At 60.7% G+C, this 20,707-nt stretch carries 14 protein-coding genes; 10 read left to right on the top strand and 4 right to left on the bottom strand.

Annotation, left to right across the window (positions count from 1 at the left end; translation table 11 throughout):
• Positions 1-65 precede the first annotated feature (65 nt).
• Positions 66-953: an NAD-dependent epimerase/dehydratase family protein gene (locus tag ACTIE1_RS03710; protein ID WP_439561739.1), complete on the top strand. Its 888-nt coding sequence runs from the start codon at positions 66-68 to the stop codon at positions 951-953.
• 26 nt (positions 954-979) lie between these two features.
• On the opposite strand, the gene ACTIE1_RS03705 is transcribed toward ACTIE1_RS03710, so the two are convergent.
• From ACTIE1_RS03705 to ACTIE1_RS03695, 3 genes are all read right to left on the bottom strand, one after another.
• Positions 980-3,496 (bottom strand): ATP-binding protein, encoded by a 2,517-nt coding sequence (locus ACTIE1_RS03705; protein WP_439563265.1) that lies wholly within the window; start codon positions 3,494-3,496, stop codon positions 980-982.
• Positions 3,497-3,720: 224 nt separating this feature from the next.
• The gene (locus tag ACTIE1_RS03700) at positions 3,721-4,503 is read right to left on the bottom strand and encodes a hypothetical protein (RefSeq protein WP_439561737.1); all 783 of its coding nucleotides are present in this window, start codon (positions 4,501-4,503) and stop codon (positions 3,721-3,723) included.
• Positions 4,504-4,593: 90 nt separating this feature from the next.
• On the bottom strand, positions 4,594-5,493 hold the full coding sequence (locus ACTIE1_RS03695) for a LysR family transcriptional regulator (protein ID WP_439563281.1): 900 nt from the start codon (positions 5,491-5,493) through the stop codon (positions 4,594-4,596).
• 139 nt (positions 5,494-5,632) lie between these two features.
• On the opposite strand from ACTIE1_RS03695, the gene ACTIE1_RS03690 reads away from it, so the two are divergent.
• From ACTIE1_RS03690 to ACTIE1_RS03650, 9 genes are all read left to right on the top strand, one after another.
• Entirely contained in the window at positions 5,633-6,916 is a 1,284-nt protein-coding gene (locus ACTIE1_RS03690; RefSeq protein WP_439561735.1) for a TRAP transporter large permease, read from the top strand.
• Between the two features lie 28 nt (positions 6,917-6,944).
• On the top strand, positions 6,945-7,925 hold the full coding sequence (locus tag ACTIE1_RS03685) for a TRAP transporter substrate-binding protein (RefSeq protein ID WP_439561734.1): 981 nt from the start codon (positions 6,945-6,947) through the stop codon (positions 7,923-7,925).
• A 5-nt stretch (positions 7,926-7,930) separates the two neighbouring features.
• Complete coding sequence (locus tag ACTIE1_RS03680) at positions 7,931-8,473, top strand: TRAP transporter small permease (RefSeq protein WP_439561733.1); 543 nt, start codon at positions 7,931-7,933, stop codon at positions 8,471-8,473.
• Positions 8,474-8,511: 38 nt separating this feature from the next.
• Complete coding sequence (locus ACTIE1_RS03675) at positions 8,512-9,966, top strand: N-acyl-D-amino-acid deacylase family protein (RefSeq protein WP_439561732.1); 1,455 nt, start codon at positions 8,512-8,514, stop codon at positions 9,964-9,966.
• A 152-nt stretch (positions 9,967-10,118) separates the two neighbouring features.
• Positions 10,119-12,719 (top strand): DUF2339 domain-containing protein, encoded by a 2,601-nt coding sequence (locus ACTIE1_RS03670; protein WP_439561731.1) that lies wholly within the window; start codon positions 10,119-10,121, stop codon positions 12,717-12,719.
• A 206-nt stretch (positions 12,720-12,925) separates the two neighbouring features.
• The gene (locus ACTIE1_RS03665; RefSeq protein WP_439563264.1) at positions 12,926-14,509 is read left to right on the top strand and encodes an ABC transporter substrate-binding protein; all 1,584 of its coding nucleotides are present in this window, start codon (positions 12,926-12,928) and stop codon (positions 14,507-14,509) included.
• Positions 14,510-14,624: 115 nt separating this feature from the next.
• Positions 14,625-15,602, top strand: a complete 978-nt coding sequence (locus ACTIE1_RS03660; RefSeq protein ID WP_439561729.1) for an ABC transporter permease — start codon at positions 14,625-14,627, stop codon at positions 15,600-15,602.
• Entirely contained in the window at positions 15,599-17,317 is a 1,719-nt protein-coding gene (locus ACTIE1_RS03655; protein ID WP_439563263.1) for an ABC transporter permease subunit, read from the top strand. Before ACTIE1_RS03660 ends, ACTIE1_RS03655 begins: the two co-directional genes overlap by 4 nt.
• A gap of 5 nt (positions 17,318-17,322) precedes the next feature.
• Entirely contained in the window at positions 17,323-19,599 is a 2,277-nt protein-coding gene (locus ACTIE1_RS03650; RefSeq protein WP_439561727.1) for a dipeptide ABC transporter ATP-binding protein, read from the top strand.
• A 4-nt stretch (positions 19,600-19,603) separates the two neighbouring features.
• Here ACTIE1_RS03650 and ACTIE1_RS03645 read toward each other — a convergent pair.
• Positions 19,604-20,707, bottom strand: a 1,104-nt coding sequence (locus ACTIE1_RS03645; RefSeq protein WP_439563262.1) for a gamma-glutamyltransferase family protein, incomplete at its 5' end; no start/stop codon positions are given.

Here is a 20,707-nt window from a genome sequence, read left to right as displayed (position 1 = left end):
GTCCGGCGCTTGTCCCTTACCGTGCACCCACAGCCAGTTCGGCAACACAATACAGGCGGGTTTCCATGCGAATTTTCTTTACGGGCGGTTCGGGCAAGGCGGGCAAACATGCGGTGTCCCATTTGCTGGATCAGGGGCACAGGGTGTTGAATGCCGATCTGGTGCCGCTGGATGATCCGCGTGTGGATAACCTGAAGGTGGATCTGACGGATATCGGGCAGGTCTATTCGGCAATGTCCGGGCTTGCGGGTATGGATGAACTGGATGATCCCGCCGGTGTGCCGCGCTTCGATGCAGTGGTGCATTTTGCCGCGATCCCGCGCATTCTGGTGACCTCCGACTCCGAGGTGTTTCGCGTGAACACCCTAAGCACCTATAATGTCATTGAGGCTGCTGTGAAGCTGGGCATTCGCAAGGTGATTTTTGCGTCTTCGGAAACAACCTATGGCGTGTGCTTCGCACAAGGAGAGGTGCGCCCCGCCTATTTGCCCGTGGACGAGGATCACCCGACCGTGCCGCATGACAGCTATGCCATGTCGAAAGTCGCCAATGAAGTAACAGCGCGGTCATTTCAGGCGCGTACCGGCGTTGATATTTACGGGTTGCGGATCAATAACGTGATTGAACCGCATGAATACAGCGAAATGTTCCCTGCTTTCGTGCAAGACCCGTCACGGCGCAGGCGCAATATCTTCGGCTATATCGATGCGCGTGATCTGGGGCATATGGTGGCGTGTTGTCTGCGCACAGACGGGCTGGGGTATCAGGTGTTCAATGTGGCAAATCCCGACACCTCTGTCGGAATTCCCACCCAAGAGGTTATTGCGCGTTTTTACGCAGGCGTGCCTGTCCGCCGCAGCATTGCAGGCAATGATACGGTTTATGCGATCGACAAGGCCCGCAATCTGGTCGGGTTTGCCCCCAAACACGGCTGGCGCGACCAGATTGCGTGACGGCAGGGGCGCGGGAATGCCGCGCCTTATGCCGCGATCCGCCCTGTAACTGCGGCGATCTGGCTTATCAGATCCGCCTTCTTAAGCGGTTTGGCAATACAGGCAACGAATCCGGCCGCGTGATAGTGTTCGATCTGGTGATGCATGACATTGGCCGTAAATGCTATGGCGCGCGGATGCGGAAGGCTGTGGCTGTCTGCATACTGGATCATCCGTGAAAGTGCGGACGGCCCGTCCATAACCGGCATCGAGATATCAAGCAGCACCGCGTCAAATTTCCCCTGCATCCAGGCATTGACCGCCTGTTCGCCGTTATCGACCATGGTGATCTGGGCGCCGGTGTTTGCCAGCAGCGCCTGAACCACGATCTGGTTGGTGCGCATGTCATCTGCGACCAGCAGGCGCAGGCCCGTAAGGTTCGCGGGTGCCGGCGGTTGCACGGCGGTTGTCTGGTCCGTAACGGGCAGTGGAAAGGCCACTTGAACACATGTTCCGCTGCCCAAGGTTGAGTCGACGCTGATGGTGCCCTGCATCAATGTAACAAGGCGCTTTACGATAGACATTCCCAGTCCCGTACCACCAAACCTGCGTGTGATGGAACCGTCCGCCTGCGCGAAATCCTCGAATATCCTGTCCAGTTGTTCGGCGGTCATGCCAATGCCTGAATCGCGCACGTCTATTTCAAAAGGACCATCGCGCATGTTGTTCAGCGTGATGGTCACGTCGCCCTGATCCGTGAATTTGATTGCATTGCTGACAAGGTTATGGATCACCTGACGCACCCGATGCGGGTCGCCGCGGCGGGCCACGCGTTCGGGCGCAAGGTGGATGATCCGCAGGCGAAGCCCTTTTTCCGTGCAGCGGGGGTGGTGCAGCGAACAAACCTGCGCAAGGATATCTTCGGGAATGAAATCCGTCTCCTCCAGCAGCATTTTTCCGGCTTCGATCTTCGATATATCAAGAATGTCATTCAGGATTTGCAGCAAACCTTCGCCGCTGGCGCGAATTGTCTCGGCCATTTTCTGGTGTTCAGGGTCTGGCAGCGCATCCTGCAAGGCTTCGGCTATGCCCAAGACACCATTCAGTGGTGTGCGGATTTCATGGCTCATATTTGCAAGGAACATGGTTTTCACGCGGCTTGATTCCTCGGCAGCGGCGCGGGCCAGCTGCATTTCCGTCACATCCATGCCTGCCCCCCGATATCCGGTGAACTGGCCGTGCGCGTCAAACATCGGGGTGCCGGACACCTGTACCCAAAGCTCCCTTCCTGTCGCGGTCATCATGCTGTGCACGAAGCCCGAGAAAGGTTCACGCCGCGCAACCCGTTCCAGCAGTGAATTCCAGTCTGCGCTTTGCATCGCATGCGGGTTATCTGCATAAATCTCGGCACGGGTATGGCCCAGCACTTTATCGGCGGGCAGTTCGGTCAGCCGCAGAAACGTGTCCGAGACATGGGTGAAGCGCATGTCCGCATCCACTTCCCATACCCACGAACGGCTAATATCTGCCACATCCTGAAACCGGTTGGTAATGGCTTGTTGCTGTTGCAGGCTGTTGCGCAGCTGCGCTTCTGTTTCCTGCTGGATCACGCGCGCCGCCTCGCGTTCCTGCATCTGGCGGTGCAATATCCTGTTGGCGGATTTCAGTTCCCTGATGGCATATTGGCGCATTTCCATCAGGCGGCCCATCTGTATGCTGGGCGCAAGGATCAGGATTGCCGCCAGCAACAGCAGCGCGCGGGTTGTCCATATATGCGGTGGGCGCGTTTGCCAGCCGCCATGGGGCAGGGCCGCTATCTGCCATGATCCGCTGGGCAGTTGCACCTCGGTTATCACTGGCGCATCTTCCGGCGTGATGTCCGGCCCGAAAAACGCAGGCCCTTGCGCGCCAGTAGCGTCCCGGCCTGTCAGCATCACGGAAATTGGCAGATCATCGTTCAGCCCTGCCTGAGCGTAGAGCACGTCAACATCCATGACCGCCGACACCAGCCCCCAGAATTCTGGCGGGCCATCATTGCGGGGCACATATACGGGAAAACGACCTGCGAACCCCCGCCCCCCCTGCAACAGGTCCAGCGGTCCCGCCAACACCATCTTGCCCAGTTCGCGTGCGCGCATCGCAGCGTCCCGCTGGTCGGGGTGGCGCGCGTAATCAAGCCCGATTGCCGCGTCGTTTCCTTCCACCGGATACATCATCCGGATGACCATATCCGGCGCGGCCCCGACATTGCGCAGCACCTGCTGGTCGGCCAGCAACCTGCTGGCCAGTTCCACAAAGCGCGCCTGATCCATGTCCGGTTCGGTCGCGATCGTGGCGATCAAGCCACGCACAAGCTGGATCGTCCCGTTTACCGTGCCTTCCAGATCAGCGCGCAACACCGCCGCTTGTGCCAGCACAATATTGCGCTGGACCTGTAGGTAGTTGTTGCGCGATTGTGTTTCGGCAGCAACCCAGCCAGCGATAATGACAACCAGGGCCAGTGCGGCTGGCAAATTGGTCTTGCGCAGCACGGCCCTGCGAATGTGCCCCGGCCATTGTTTCATCGCGACGACCACTAGACGGTGCAACATGCGTCAGAAATCACAAGCACTCCCTTCCGAGTGTAAGAACGGCTGCCCAGATGGTGTAGGTCAGGTCGATGTGAACTATCACATGTTCCTTACCGTTTCGGGGCATTTTTGAATAGCTTTTTTGTGTGTATGGGTAAATTACAGGCAGTTTCGTGATGCGCAATCACTGTTTCAGTGTGCGCGGTGGTGGCGTTTCACTATCCCGGAAAACGCCAGTCCTGATGGGTTATTTCCAGAATTCGTATCGGGGCGTCAGGTTGCTGCGTATCCGGGCGCAGGCTGAAGGTGGCCGTTTGCGGTTGTCCGAAATTCCTGAATGTCGCATTCACGGTTATCAGACCGCGATACATGGATTCCACCGAAACCTGAAAATCGGTTATCTCGGTGTCCTGGGCATCATACAAGGGGTCGGCCCCCATCGGGTGGTTTGTGATGCGCGCGACATCGTCAAGAAAGAAAAAATCCTGTATACGCGGCGGCTCCAGCGGGTTTAGTGCCTGACCGCGCAGCGCCAGATCGTGAAGCGTATACAGGCGCCGGACCAGATTCACGGCGATTTCTTCGGCATCGCGGGTGGAATGTGCGGGGTCCGTATCTGTTGGGGTCGCATCCTCTGCAAGGAACCGCGCCGAAACCCAGCCTTGCCTGCGCGCGTCGGCGGACGCCATCAGGCACCAGCGCGGCGGCAGGTCCAGCCTTGCGCGGCTTTCGGGCGAAAGGGACATGCCGTGCCCATAGGGCATGAACGGCACGCAGGTGGTCTGCGCCAGCCCGCCTTCATCGGGGGCGAATGATCCGATAATCGGGTATTGCGTGCCCGGCCCCATGCGCAGGTTCAGTACGTCATCGGGCGCGACATCAATGACCCGCCACGCATCCGGCCCATGGCCATCAAGCTGCGCATGGCCAGCGGTTGCACTGCATATCACGATCAAGGCAGCCGTTGCGAGGCGTGTCTGGTGTCCTTGCGGTTGTGTCATGCGAAGTCCTTTTGTCGGTTTGGCGTCCGGTGCGATGCAAGCTGCGAAAGTGTCAGGCACATGGACGCACCAATCAAGGGAAAATCTGCACTATTCTTGCTGCCTCGTGCCGCACCCGGTCCCCGCCAGCATATGCTGCAAAGCCTGTGTCAGGTCACGCGCCGGCCCAAGCTGGTCCAGCGGCCGCGCTGAAATGGCCAGCACATCAAATGTGACTTCGGGGTGCAGGTCCACCAGCTGCATGTCATCTTCCATAATTGCGCTTGCCGAGAAGCTGTCGATAACCACACTGCGCCGCAACTGCTGTGCAAGCGGGACCATAAGCTGAAGCGAATAGGCCACTATACGTCCCGCAGCCTGCGACGGGGCGCGACCGTCCAGCCAGTTGTGGAACAGTTTGCCCAAGGGGCGGTCAAACGGCACATCTATGCCCACCCCGTGATCCACGATATCTTGCGGGGTAACATGCATTCTGGCTGCGGCGGCGGTTTCCTTCGGGGCCATCAGGACCAGTTTTCCCTGCCCGATCCGAACGGCATGCAGATCGGCGCAGTCGACCATGCCAACGCAAATTCCCAGATCTATTTGCCCTGCGCGAATGGCCGATAACTGCTCGATCGCGGTTTGCACCCACAGGTTCAGGTTCAGGTCGGGCATTTGTTCCATGATCCGCGCTACGGCCTGTGGCAGGTGATGGCGGGTCAACATGCCCACACAGCCCACAGAAAGCTGTCTTTCGGCACCACTGCGAAACCGCGTGATGCGCTTGGACAATTCGCGCACACCTTCGCTTAGGAATTTACTTTGATGATACAGCCAGCCCGCCTCGTTGCTGGGGGTGATGCGCCCGTGGTCCAGCACAAACAGGGTCATTCCCAAGGCACGTTCCAGATCGCGCAGATGCTTGCTGACCGTCGGTTGAGAAATTGACAATGCGCGTGCTGCCGCACTGAACGATCCATGCTCGTATACAGCGCAGAAAACCTGCATGCGTTGAAGGGTTATTGCGCGATGATCCATGTCATAGATATAGCCTATTGCTATGAAAGCTTCAAAAACTTTTCATTTTATTATAGCGCCTTTGCCGCAATACTGTTTCAAATGTTAAGTGAATGCTGGGTCTGAACATATGCAAGCTGTCTTCGTCCTGGGGTTTTTGATGGTTGCCGTGATTGCGGGTGCGGCCATCGCCTATGCGGTTGGCGCGGCTGCAATCGTGACATTCATCGTGTCCGACAACACGCGCTACATGGCGGTGCTGCCGCAACGCCTGTTCAGCCAGCTGGATGTATTCGCCTTTCTGGCGATGCCGCTGTTCATTCTGGCGGGCGATCTGATGAACCGTGGCGGGCTGGCCAAGGCGCTGATCGATTTCTCCATGTCGCTGGTGGGGCGCCTGAAGGGGGGGCTTGGGCATGTCAACATCCTGACCAGTGTGTTTTTCGCGGGCGTGTCAGGGTCTGCGGTGTCGGATGCGGCGGCTTTGGGCAATTCACTGGTGCCGGAAATGGAAAAGCGCGGGTATTCGCGCGATTATGCGGCGGCGATTACGGGTGCATCATCCATCATCGGGCCAATCATTCCGCCCAGTTCGATCCTTATTTTCTATGGCGCATTGATGGACACATCCATCGCGGCACTGTTCGCGGCGGGCATTGTGCCGGGGTTGTTGCTGGCGGCTGTGCTGATGGCGATGAACGCGTTCTATGCGTGGCGCGACGATCACCCCGGCGGGCGGGGGGCCGAACTGCCTGCGGTGCTGCCCTCTGCGCTGAAGGCCTTGCCTGCGTTGTTGTTGCCGGTCATCATTCTGGGGGGCACGTTGTTTGGCATCATGACCCCGGCCGAAGCTGCGGGCGTGGCTGTCATGGCGGCCCTGCTGATTGGCATCGGGTATGGCCAGTTGGGCTGGCGCGAGGTGGGCGAAAGCCTGCACCGCACGGGCGTTTTGCTGGGTGCGCTGTTCATCATTCTGTGCGCGATTTCGACCTTCAGCTATCTGGCGGCACTGATGCAATGGCCACAAGCGATTGCGGCTACGATTGACGGTTGGGGTCTGGGGCCGCTGCAATACCTGATGCTGATCAACGTCATTTTCCTGCTGGCGGGTATGGTCATGGATGTGAAGGCGGCGGTTGCATTGTTCGCGCCCATTTTCGTGCCCGTTGCGCTGGCCATGGGAATTGACCCTGTGCATCTGGGCATTGTGATCTGTTTCAACATCACCATCGGTTTGCTGTCGCCGCCGCTGGGCGGGGTGCTGCTGATTCTGGCCACGGTCGTCAAGATGGATTACTGGCGCCTGATCCGCGTGACCCTGCCGTTCTTTCTGGTCGAGTTGGGCGTTCTGATCCTGCTGACATTTGTTCCCGAAATCTCGCTGGCGTTGCCCAAGGCACTTGGGCTGCGCTGATCCGTTTCACAACCAAGAGGACTGAGACATGACAAAGACACTTCTGGCCACCGGCCTTGGCTTCCTTCTGGCGACAACGTCGCTTTCGGCAACCGAAGTCAAGATTGCCATGAATGGCGTGAACGACCCTGCCACCAACGCCGAGGCCGCATTCGCCGCAGGCTTCGCCGAAGCGCTGGAAGGCACGGGGTTCGATGTCAACATCTTCCCGTCCGACACATTGGGCAGCGAACGCGAGCGTTTTGACCAGGTGGCCCAGGGCTTGTTGGAGATCAATCTGGCGACCGTATCCACCACCTATGGCATGAGTCCCATGGTCCGCGGCGTGGCCCTGCCATTCATGTTTGAAGATGGCGATGAATTCGATGCCGTGATCGCGGAATCCGACCTGCTGGACCAGATGAATGAACCGCTGGTGCGCAATGGTGTGCGTCTGGTGGGCTTCACCTATATCGGTATGCCCAACGGTATTCATAACCGCAGCCATGCAGTCACCAAGATGGAAGACCTGTCATCGCTGCGCCTGCGTGCGCTGAATGCCGAACAGCTGGCCTATATCGAGGCGCTGGGCGCATCGGGCACGATTGTCGCCTGGGCCGAGGTCGCAAATGCCATCCAGACCGGCATTGCCGACGGCTATATCAACCCGCCCAATTCCGCCATCCGCACCGGCCACACGGAATTCCTGCGCCATTTCACGCAAATCGCGGTCACGCCATCGACCCGCATAGTGCTGATGTCCGAAGACTGGTATGACATGCTGTCGGACGAAGAAAAAACCCAGATCGATGCCGCCATTGAGGCAGGTGTTGCCGCCAACCGCGCATGGATCGAGGACTGGAGCACAATCGTCACCGAACGTCACATTGAGGCCGGTGTCACCATTTCCGAACTGGACGAAGGCGAGCGTGAGAAGATGGTCGAGGCCACACGCCCCACATGGGATGACGTGATGGAGGCAGACCATCTGCAGGCCTATCTGGACGCGCTGGATCTGGTGCGCAACTGATGCAGATGGCCGGACGGATAGTCGTTGCGCTTAGCCGTGGCATTGACCGTCTGGCCAGTGCCTTGTCGATGATGTTCCTTGTGGTGCTGGTGGGGGCAGTCATGACGCAGGTTGTCGCGCGTTATGTGCTGAATTCGCCCCCCGCATGGACAGAAGAACTGGCCCGCTATGCCATGATCTGGGCGGGGTTGATGGGGGCGACGCTGTCGTTCAAGCGCCGTTTCGACCCCGCCCTGATCGGCGCAGCCAAGGCCGACCGCCCCGCGTGGGTGTCGGCGGTGACGGGCGCCATTCAGGGGCTTGCGGTGCTGATCTATCTGCTGCCAATCCTGTGGTTCAGCTTCTTTGGTCCCAACATGAACCCGGAACGCAGCTTTCTGGTGCGTCATTCGCGCATGACGGCCGAAACACTGGGCTTTCCGACCTTTCTGGTCGCGGTGGCTGTGCCGCTGATGATTGTGTTCATCCTTATCCATCTGTTGGCCCGCCCGTTTGAACGCGCAGCCCCCGATACGGTGAATGTTGAACAGGATCTGGCGCAACACTGAACCGGCGTGTTCCTATCCCTCAAATATCAGGACTTCCCATGAAAGCGGATGTGATCTTCCGGAATGCAACGATTATTGACGGCACAGGTGGCCCGTCATGGCAGGGCGATCTGGCCATCACTGATGACCGGATCACGGCAATGGGCCAGCTGGCGCAGCACAGCGCGGGCGTGGAGCATGATTGCACCGGTCTGGTGCTGGCACCGGGGTTTATTGACCCGCATGTGCACCATGATGAAATCGTGCTGACCGATCCGGATATGGCCTGCATGGTGGGGCAGGGGGTGACGACCATCATTAACGGCAATTGCGGGTTTTCCATTGCCCCCTTGCGCGCCGATGTGGCATTGCCCGCGCCGCTGGACATTATCCTGTCAGCCGAAGTGCCGCGCTTTGCCAGTTTCGCCGCTTATCGCGCGCATCTGGATGCAGCCCCGCCTGCGGTGAACACTGCCTGCCTGATCGGGCATGGCACCTTGCGTGTGAATGAATGCGCCGATTTGAACCGTCCCGCCGACAAGGCCGAATTGCGTGCGATGGCGGCATCGCTGGATGCCGCGCTGGCTGACGGGGGGATCGGGTTGTCCACGGGCGCATTCTACCCGCCCGCGCGCGCCGCCCCCACCGAAGAACTGATTGAAATGGCGCGCATCGCGCAGGCGCATGGCAAGCTGTATGTCACCCATATGCGCGACGAAGGCGACCGCGTGATCGAAGCACTGAATGAGACGCTGCAAATCGGGCGCGCTGCCTGCTGCGGTGTGCATGTCTCGCATCACAAATGCGCAGGGCTGGCCAATCACGGCCTGTCAGAAGTCACGCTGGCGATGATTGAAACCGCCCGCGCCCATCAGGATGTGGGGCTGGACACAACGCCCTGGACCGCATCATCCACGATGCTGAATTCCGGACGGCACAAACAGGCACAGCGCGTGATGGTCGCCGATTCCGTGCCTTATCCTGAAATGGCGGGCCGCGATCTGGATGATATTGCGCGCGAGTGGGGCGTCGATCTGGACACCGCCATGGAACGGCTGCTGCCTGCAACCGGTATTTTCTTCCTGATGGCCGAAACCGATGTGCGGCGTATTTTGCAATACCCGCATACGATCATCTGTTCCGACGGGATCGGGCGGGGGAAACACCCGCATCCGCGCGTCTGGGGCACTTTTCCGCGCGTGCTGGGCCATTATGCCCGCGACGAGGGGGTGTTCACCCTTGAAGAGGCCGTCAAGCGCATGACCTCCATGCCGGCCGACCGTTTTGGCCTGACAGGGCGCGGGCGTCTGGCACTTGGGCATTATGCCGATCTGGTGGTGTTTGATCCTGCGCGCATTGCGGCGGGGGCCAGCTATGAAGATCCCAAACGCCCCGCAATCGGGTTGCAGCAAACATGGGTAAACGGACGCTGCGTCTGGCGGGACGCCACCCCCACTGGCGCAAGGCCGGGCAAGACGCTGGACCGCCATGAAGGCACGGTTGCCTTGGCCTGATTGACCGCCTCTCGGCAGGGCGGGGTTCGCGGACCGCGCCCGCTGCCTGTCAGGAATTCATTGCAGGCCCTTGCTAGATCCGCGCCGTTTCGCGAGTATGGTTGCACAGAGCAGCCGTTATTGATGAAACACCGTGGCAACAGGCGACCAGCATGGAACTTTTCCTGACTTTGATAAGCGTTGCGGCATTATGGATCGCCCTGTCATCACGCACGCGCATCAAGAAGCTGGAACAGGATATTGCGACATTGCGCGCGCAGGGCGTGGATGCTGGCCATGATCTAGTGGGCCAGCCGGATGCACCGGTCAGTGCGGCACCTGACATGTCGACCCGAAAAACGCCCTGGGGCCAGCGTTCGCGCAATGCAGGCGCGACGCCAGACGCGACAACAGTGGCACGTGTTCCCAAGTCAGGTGCGAAGGCGTCTAGAGAAGGCGTATTTGCGCGGTTGCGGCCATGGTTGCGCGACAACTGGATTTACCCTGTTGCGGGTGCTGCACTGGTGCTGTCAGGGGTGTTTCTGGTTCAATACGCGGTTGAAACCGGAAAACTGACACCGTTCACGCAGATTGTTCTGGCGCTGGTTCTGGCCGCCATGCTGGTGGGGGCAGGCGAATGGTTGCGCCCCCGCCCTGTTGCCGGTCCTGTTCTGCCCGCCACGCTGACAGGGGCGGGGTTGGTTATTGCAATGGCGGCTGTGCTGGCAGCGCTGCATCTTTATGCGATGATCGGGCCTGCGACAGCGCTGGCGTGTCTGGCAATCTTGTCCTTTGCCGCTATCGGGTTGGGCTGGCTATACGGGCCCATGTTGTCGGCACTGGGGCTGGTTGCGGGCACGGCAGTTCCCTTCGTCCTTGGGGGCGGGGGACCGCCGCCACCCGCGTTGTTCGGGTATTTCGCTTTGCTGGCCTTCGCCGGACTTGGAATTGACGCAAAACGGCGCTGGGGTTGGGTCACATGGCTGGCGCTTGCCGGGCCGCTGGGCGCCATGGTGATGTGGCGGTTTGCTGGCGCGGATGAGCTGGGTTTCGCGCTTGCCGTGATTATGGTGGCGGGCGCTGCAATGACGCTGCCTTTCGGCTATATCGCGCCAATGGTGCAGGGGCCGCGCGCCTTGGGGCGGGTCAGGCCCGCACAAGGGGTGCGCGCCAGTTTCGTGGCATCTGCTGTCGCAGGCTTTGGTCTGGCGCTGTTGGTGGACGGCATGGCAGGACCGATAGGCATTGCCGCGCTGGCCATATTGATCGCGGTCTGGTGCCTGCGTGCGCCTGCGTTGTCCGACCAGATGGTGTTGCCCGTTCTTGCGCTGCCACTGTGGATTATTGTGCAAGCGTGGCTTGGCGGCGGCTCGGTCGTCTATGGCTTTCACCTGCCGCGCCCGCCGGAATCGCCCATGCCGCTACAGGCCAGCTATGTCTTCGGGCTTGCCCTTCTGGCCAGTCTGGCCATGATCTGGCGGGGCGAGGCGGAAAACCCCGGCCGCTATGCGCCCTTCACACTTGCCGGACTTGTCTTGCCGGGCGGCGCATTGGTGGCGCTGGAAACCATGTGGCACCCTGCTGGCGTTATTGGCCCCTATGCATGGGCGCTGCACGCCATGGCCGCTGCCGGGTTCGCAACGCTGCTGGCCTTGCGCTACGGCGTGCGTGACAAGGGCCACGGCCCCAGACTGGGCGCATCCGTTGCTGCGGGTTTCGCGTTTGTGGCGTTGGGCGTGACGCTGGTTCTAGGGCAGGCGGCACTGACGATTGCGCTGGCGGTGCTGATGGTGGCGGCTGCCGCGATGGACCGGCGCTTTGACATTCCCGGTATCGGGGCGTTCATGGTGCTGGCATCGCTTGCGCTGGGCTGGCGGCTGGTGCTGGACCCGGGCATCACCTGGCATCTGGATCAGGCGCAGGGATTTGACTTTGCGGCGTCCATAGTCGCGACCCTTGCAGGACCGTTGCTGGCACTTTGGCTGATGCAGCGCCTTGCGGATGTGCATATCCGCCAAGAGGCGCGTCTGGTTGTGGAAACCGGATTGGCGGGCAGTGCCGCGATTGTTGCGGGGCTTGTGATCGCGCGTGTGCTGCCGGACCAGATTGGCCCGCATGCGCAGTTGGGGTTGCAGGCCGGTGTCCTGATTGCATTGACATGGGTGCAGCTCAGGCGTGCCGCATTGCCGTTGCTGCAACATGTCCGCAAGGCCCTCGCATGGCTGTTTGCGCTTTGGGCGGCTGTGGCGCTGGTCGCGGCTGCGGTTTTCCCTGCCTCGCCGCTTGTCGGGATATGGCCGTTCTGGGGTGAGGTTGCAGGCTGGCCCGTGGTGAATGACCTGTTGCTGGCCTATCTGTTTCCCGCCCTTGTGTTGCTGGCGCTGGCACGGGTGCGCTATCTTCAGTTTGTGGCATGGGGTCTGTGCGCCTTGTGGCTCGCAACTGCAATCCGTCACCTGTGGCAAGGCCCCGATCTACGCCTGTTGAACGGCGTCGCACAGGGAGAGCTTTATGCCTACACATTTGCACTGCTATTGGCCGGTGCCGCCGCCTTGGCATGGGCCTTGCGCACAAGGCGGCCGGACCTGCGCAAACTGGGCGTTGCACTTGCCGGATTTGCCGCCGCGAAGGCGTTTCTGGTCGATGCCTCCGAACTGGAGGGGCTGTTGCGCGTGGGGGCATTTCTGGGCTTGGGGCTGACGCTGGCGGGGCTGGCATGGTTGAACGGCTGGGTCGTCGCGCGCGAGGGCACGCACGAGCCGTCTGACGCCTGATTGGCGCTGCACGATACGTCGCCACAAGCGGGGCTGATCGCGCGATTCGGCCTTAGCTAATGTCGATGCTGCGCCAATATTGCCTTCACTATGGGTTGACCATTCGTGAACATGCGTAATACCGTGGCCGTATGGCGCGCCTTCTATTGTGCATCGTCATTTAAAAACAAAACAACAACGGGGAGATGCTTGTGACACGGAAATTCATGTTGGCCGGCACATCGATGCTGGCACTGGCCGCGTTTGCCGCGCCGGGTATTGCGCAGGAACAGGTCGCATCTGTCGAGATCCTGACCACAACGGAATCCTACGACCCGATCCGCTATGAAGGGGCGTTTATCGTTGCCGAAGCGTGGCGCGAACTGGGGCTGGATGTAACCGTCCGCCCGATGGAATTCAGCACCCTTCTGGACCGCTTCTATTCCGAGCAGGATTTTGACGCGACCATACTGGGCTGGTCGGGGCGTGTGGATCGTCTGGACCCGCAATTCTTCCTTGGCACGCTGGACAGCCGGCAGGCAGATTTGGGTGCCAACAACCCCGGCGGCTATTCCAACCCCGATTATGATGCGCTGTATGACGCGCAAGGCGCCGAATTCGACATCGAAGCGCGCCGCGATATCGTGCATGAAATGCAAGACCTGTATATGGGTGATGTCCCTGTCGTGGTGCTGTTTCACCGTGACGAAGTCGTGGCCTATAACAACACCCAATTCACCAACATGAACGCAATGGCGGGTGAAGGGCTGTATTCCGAATGGGTCCCGATGGAAGCCCAGCCTGTGGGGGATCGCACGACACTGCGCATCGGTGGCCCGCAGGAGCCGGACAATGTGAACCCGCTTGCATCCACATCCGTGTGGGGCTGGAAGTGGATGCGCATGTATTATGACCGTCTGGTGCGCCTGTCACCGGATGTGGAGCCTGTGCCATGGGCGGCTGAACGTGTCGAGGCCGTGGACGAGGTCACGATTGATGTCACCCTGCGCGAAGGCATGACCTTCCATGATGGCGAGCCGCTGACCGCTGAAGATATCGCGTTTACCTTCAACTACTACATGGACAGCGAATATAGCTACTTCAATTCCTATCTTGCGCCCGTGGCCTCGGTCGAGGTGACAGGCGATCTGACAGTGCGGTTCAACCTGTCTGAACCGTCTGCGCCATTTGCGACCATCACGCTTAGCCAGATTCCGATCCTGCCTGCGCATATCTGGTCGGAAATCGACAACCCGCAGGATCTGACGCCTGAACAGATTCCGACAGTCGGGTCCGGCCCGTTCGTGTTCGACCGCTATGACCGCGGCGAATTCATGTCGCTGACCACCAATCGCGACCATTTCCACGCCGATGAAATCGCCGTGGATGGTGTGGAGTTTGTAATCTATGCCGATGCGGAAGGCGTGTTTACCGCGCTGCAAACCGGCCAGATCGACATGACCGCATGGCGCATGGAGCCGGGACAGATTCCGCTGGCCGAAGGCAACAGCGATCTGACCGTCGTGTCGGTGCCCGATTTCGGTTATTTCCACATGACCTATAACACGCGCCGCGAACCGTTCGACGACCGCGCAGTGCGTCGCGCACTGACCATGGCAATGGACCGTGAACGCATGGTCAATGTGCTGCTGGATGGTCGCGGCGAGGTGGGCACAACTGTGGTGGCCCCTGTCAACGCCTTCTGGCACAATCCGTTTGTGGAACGCTTCGACTTCGACATGGACGCCGCGCGCGCCGAGTTGGAAGAGGCTGGCTATAGCTGGGACAGCGACGGACGCCTGCAACGCTGAATGTGATGCAATGCCCTGTGCCCTGCCGCAGTGATCTGCGGCAGGGCGTGCTTTTTCCGTCCCGCCGGACAGTAATGATCCGGCACAATGGGATACTGCCCAGAAAGTTCAGGCAATGACACGCCGCACCTATCTGATCAAACGCGTTTTGCAGGCGGTTTTTTCCCTGTGGATTATCGCGACGATCCTGTTTTTCCTGTTTCGCATGGGGCTGCCGGACCCGACTGCGGCGCTGATAACCGAAGGGTTGAACGCCGAACAACGCGCCGCCGTGCGCGCCCAGTTCGGGCTGGATGACCCGCTCTGGCGGCAATATGTGTTGTTTCTGACCAATGCCGTGCAGGGCGAATTTGGTACATCCTTCAGTTACCGCGCGCCGGTGGCGGAAATCGTCTGGGAACGCTTGGGCAATACCATGATCCTGATGCTGGCGGCGATTGTGCTGGCCTATGCGATCGGTGTGCCTTTGGGCGCGTGGCTGTCATGGCGGCGCGGGTCCAGCACGGACACAATGGGTATCTTTGTGGGCCTTATGTTCCGCTCGGCCCCGATGTTCTGGACAGGCATGATTGCCATTCTGATCTTCGGGGTGGGGTTGTCCATGTTCCCGACATCGGGCATGCGCACGCTGCCCTATGATGCGACGGGGTTCTGGGACAAGATTTTCACGCTGGATTTCCTGTGGCATGCGATTTTGCCGGTCTTGATTGTGGCGCTGTATTATCTTGGCTCGCCCATGTTGATCATGCGCAACACCATGCTGGAAGTCTATGGCGAGGATTTCATTGAAATGGCCCGCGCCAAGGGCCTGCCGGAACGCGACATTCTGTATAAGCACGCCGCGCGCAATGCGTTGCTGCCTGTGGTCACGCAACTGGCCGTGACCATCGGTCTGGCCGCGGGCGGCCAGGTGGTGGTCGAGGTGGTGTTTTCCTGGCCCGGACTGGGGCGCGAAATCCTGAACGCGGTGCGCACGTCTGACTTCCCGCTGGCGCAGGCCAGTTTCCTTATCATGGCGGCTTTCGTCATCTCTTTGAATTTGTTGGTGGATATCTTGTATACCACACTTGACCCAAGGGTGAGTTTCCGATGACCCTTCCCCCGATCCTACGCGCGGCCATGGGGCCGCTTCGGCTGATGGTGCAAGACCGGCTGGCCGTGATTGGCATGTGTGTGCTGGGTGTGATCATTGCAATGGCATTGTTTGCCCCGCTTCTGTCCCCGCACGACCCGCGCCACATCAATGAAATCGAGGATGGCTCGGTCCTGCTGCGCGGTTCTGATGGGTGGGAGTTACGCGAAAGTCTGGGGCCGCTGGCGCTGAACGACGCGGCGCATCATGCCGGACAGTCCATCATTGTCGGGCGGGGTGGCACAGTCTGGACGCGTGCAGGCAGTGACGACTGGACGCGCGCCGATGTGGAAACCGATGCCGACCTGAACGCGGTTGACCTGAATGCGGACGGGCGCACGATCATCGTGGGCGGTCTGGGCACCATCCTGTTGGGGGATGGCGCGACCTGGCAACTTGTTCCCGCCCCCGAAGCCGATCTGCGATCCGTGATCTGGCTGGATACAGACAATGCCCTGATTGTCGGCGCGAATGAAGAAATCTGGCTGCTGGATGCAGGCGCAGCGACGATTACGGAAATTGACAGCCCTGTCGGGCGCGGCTTTCCGTTACACGGTGTGGCGCTGGATGCGGATGGCACGGCGCTGATCGTTGGCGAACGGGGGCTTGCGATCCGCTATGACCCCGAAACGGGAACGGCGGCACTGGAACGTATCGGGTCCAGCCGCGATTTGAACCACATTCATATTACGCCGGACGGGGCTGCGCTGGTGGTGGGTGAACGCGGCACGCTGTTGCGACGCGACACCGCCGGTGGCGCTTGGGTCACGGACCCTGCACCGGACACACGCGCGCTGCGTGCCGGCTGGATAGGTGATGACGGGCGCGCGGTTGCCGCAGGGCGCAATGGCATCATCATGGAATGGGACGGTGCCGCGTGGCAGATTGTGCCCACCGAAAGCGAGCGTCATTTGCGTGCGCTTCTGGTCGTAGGCGATGACTGGCTGGCGCTGGGGTCCGACCGCTTCGTCACCCGCCTCTCGCCCCCTTCGCGGGAACACTGGTTCGGCACCGACCATCTGGGCCGCGACCTGTTCAGCCAGAATGTGCATGGCAGCCAGATCGCGCTGCTGGTGGGTTTTCTGGGGGCAACGCTGGTCGTGCTGATCGGCACCAATGTCGGCCTGATTGCGGGGTATTACAGGGGCCGGACCGAAACCATCCTGATGCGCACGGTCGATGTGATGTATGGCATCCCGTTTGAACCCTTCGCGCTGATTCTGGTGCTGCTGTTCCAGCCCAGCCTGACGATTGTTATTCTGGCCGTGTCCTTGCTGACATGGCGCACGGTCGCGCGGTTGATCCGGTCGCAGGTGCTGTCCTTGCGGGAACGTCCGTTCGTGAAGGCCGCGCGCGTGGCGGGTGCGTCCGATCTGCGGATCATGTATCTGCATATCTTCCCCAATGTGTTGCCCTTGGTCTTTCTGGAGCTGGCAATCATTGTGGGCGTGTCGATCATTGCCGAAGCGACGCTGTCCTTCCTTGGGCTTGGGCCGCCCCAATCCATCAGCTGGGGGGGCATCTTGCATGATGCGCGCCTGTCGGGTGCGTGGCGCACGGCGTGGTGGTGGAACCTGCCGCCGGGTATTCTTATCATGACCACTGTGCTGTCGGTCTTTTTCATCTCGCGGTCGCTGGAAGTGGTCGCCAACCCAAGGCTGAGGGCGCGGCAATGAAGGATATGGCACAAAAGACCCTTCTGGATGTGCGCGATCTGGCCATTCATTACCGCACGGGGGCGGGGCCGGTGCAGGCCGTGGACGGGATTGATTTTTCAATCGCCCCCGGCGAGGCACTGGGGCTGGTGGGCGAGTCCGGTTGCGGCAAGACCACGGCCGCCAAAGCCATGCTGAAGCTGCTGCCGCCCAATGGTGAAATTCCGCGCGGGGTGATTGATTTTGCGGGCCGTGATCTGGTGCCCTTGCAGGGCGAGGATATGCGCCGCGTGCGCTGGAAGGAAATCGCGTGGATTTCACAGGCGGCGATGAACGCGCTTGATCCGGTTTACCGCGTGGGTGACCAGATCATGGAGGCGATGAACGCGCATATCAAGATCGACAAGGCCGATGCATGGGCGCAGGCCGAAGACCTGTTCCGCGCCGTGGGTCTGGACCCGTCGCGGCTGCGCGCCTATCCGCATGAAATGTCGGGCGGCATGAAACAGCGCGCCGTCATTGCGATGGCAATGGCGCTTCAGCCGCAACTGCTGATTGCGGATGAACCGACGACTGCACTGGATGTGGTGACACAGGCGCAAATCCTGTCGCGGCTGGCGCGGCTGCAGCGTGAACGTGGCATGGCGCTGATGTTCATCACGCATGATATTTCGGTTGTGGTGCAGACCTGCGACCGTGTGGCGGTCATGTATGGCGGCAAGATCATGGAAACCGGCCCTGTGCGGCAGGTCTTCGGCCAGCCCTTCCACCCCTATACGATGGGGCTGACCAACGCGTTTCCCACATTGGAAGGCGCGCAGCGCGAATTGATTTCCATTCCCGGCACACCGCCCAATCTGCTGGACCCGCCCAAGGGCTGCTGCTTTGCCGAACGCTGCCCGTTTGCGACGGAACGCTGCATTGCGGAAGATCCCGCACAGCACGAAGTCGGCGAGGGGCGCTATGCCGCCTGCCATTACCCCGACCGTGTCGAGGAATTCCGCCGCGTCGCGGCCACGAATGACGCGTGGGCCAAGGTGGGCCAGCGCCTGAATGAAGAAGTGACCAGTGTGACCCGCCGCGAACACAAGGCCAGCGCCGAGGTGTTGCAGGTGGAAGGGCTGGTCAAGCATTTCCCCATAGCGGGCGGGTTTCTGGGTAAATCCGAAACCTTTGTTCACGCGGTGGACGGCATTGACCTGACCTTGCAAGAAGGCGAAATTCTGGGGCTGGCGGGTGAATCCGGTTCCGGCAAGACGACAACGGGCGAAATGCTGGTGCGGCTGCAAGACCCGACTGCCGGTCGCATCGTGTCCGAGGGGGATGACATTGCCCCCCTGAAAGGTGCCGCGCTTAAGGCCTTCCGCCGCCGCGCCCAGATGGTGTTTCAAGACCCGTACCAGACCCTGAACCCGCGCTTTACCATTCAGGACATTGTGGGCGAACCGTTGACGATACACGGATTGGCCAAGGGCGCTGCACGGCGTAAACTGGTGGTGCAGGCGCTGGAACGCGCAGGGCTGAAACCCGCTGATACCTATATGGACCGTTTTCCGCATGAATTGTCGGGCGGGCAGCGCCAGCGCGTGGCCATTGCCCGCGCGATTGTGTTGGAGCCGCGCTTCATCATCGCGGACGAACCTGTGTCGATGCTGGATGTGTCCATCCGCGCAGGCGTGTTGAACCTGATGCGCCATTTCCGTGACGAGATGGGGATTTCCTTTATCTATGTCAGCCATGATCTGCCCACCATACGCTATGTCGCGGACCGCACCGCGATCATGTATCTGGGCGAGATTGTCGAGGTTGGCCCCACGGAAAAGGTAATTGCCGAACGCCGCCATCCTTATACGCAACTGCTGCTTGATGCGTCGCCCGAACCTGATCCAAGTGTGGAAAAGCCCCCCTTGGAATCGGCAGGGGAAATTCCGTCTGCAAGTGACATTCCCAATGGTTGCCGGTTCCACAACCGCTGCCCGCTGGCAACTGTCACCTGCGGGTGGGAAGGGCGGGACGTGATCGCGGCCCTTGCCGAATGGGATCTGGATGAACGCAACCGCGATGCGCTGGGCGTGCCCGAACGCGACGGGCTGGCAGTGCGTATTCCCGCACCCAAAGGCGTGGCGCTTGCCCGCGCACAGCTGGCCGAAGTGCTGGCCGCGCGCCCTGCATCATTGGCAGAGGCCGCGACGATTACCGAGTCCGGCAAGGCACTGGTGGTCAGCTTTGACAGCCACCCGTCACCCAAACGGCGCAAGATTTCCGACGGGCACGAAGTCGCCTGCGTGCTCTATCCCGAATAGGGCGCTACCGGCCCACGGCATAGGCCTGCATCAGGCGCGGTGACGCGCCTGCGCGCAATATCCCGTCCGCGCCCTGTGCTGCCGCCGTCAGCCGCCCGATACTCATATGCGGGGCGATCTGCACATCGTGCCCGCGCGCACGCAAGTCTGCGATGACCTGCGCGCCGAATGTATCCTCGACCATAATCTGGCCGGGGCTGCGCGATCGCGGGTAGAAGCTGGCGGGGAAATGCGTGGAATGAAACAACGGCGCATCAAGGGCCTGTTGCAGCCCCATGCCGAATTCCGCGTGATACAGGAAGAATATCAGCTGCCACTGGTCCTGCTGGTCGCCGCCGGGTGTGCCGAACACCATACGCGGTTGTCCGTTCTGCATGGCGAATGTCGGCGACAGTGTGGTGCGCGGGCGTTTGCCGGGGGCCAGTGATCCGGGCAAGCCGTCTTCCAGCCAGAACATTTGCGCGCGCGTGTTCAGGCAGAACCCCAAGGACGGGATGGCGGGCGAACTTTGCAGCCAGCCCCCTGACGGTGTGGCCGCAACCATGTTCCCTTCGGCGTCGATGACATCCAGATGCACGGTATCGCCGCGTTTGCGCGCCAGATGGGACATTGTGGGTTCATACACCGCGCCGTCCGTGCTGCTCAGGCGGTCAAGGGCTGCCAGCATGGCACGGCGCTGCGCCTCAAAGCCGGTCAGGGTGCCGGGGGTCAGGTCCAGACTGGCGCGCGTGCCGATAAGGGCGCGGCGCGCAGACGTGTAGTCCTTGGCAAGCAACGCCTGTAACGGCACATCCGTAAACGCAGGGTCGGCGACATAGATTTCGCGGTCGGCAAACGCCAGTTTCATCGCCTCTGTGACCAGATGGATGAAGTCGGCCCCATGCGGGTCCAGACCGTTCAGGTCCAGACCGTCCAGCAGGGCAAGCGATTGCAGCAGCACCGGCCCTTGTGTCCACGCGCCGCATTTGGCGATATCCCAGTCACGGTAGCGCCCCCAGACGGGCAACTCTATCTGTGCGCTGTAGCGCGCCATATCATCTGCGGTCAGAACGGCGCGTTGCATGCGCCCTTCGCTGTCGGGCAATTCGTGGCTGTCCAGCCATGCGCC

Source organism: Roseinatronobacter sp. (assembly GCF_051859525.1).
Lineage (GTDB): Bacteria > Pseudomonadota > Alphaproteobacteria > Rhodobacterales > Rhodobacteraceae > Roseinatronobacter.
The sequence above is the reverse complement of the archived record's forward strand: the minus strand, read 5'-3'. Positions and strand labels throughout refer to the sequence as shown.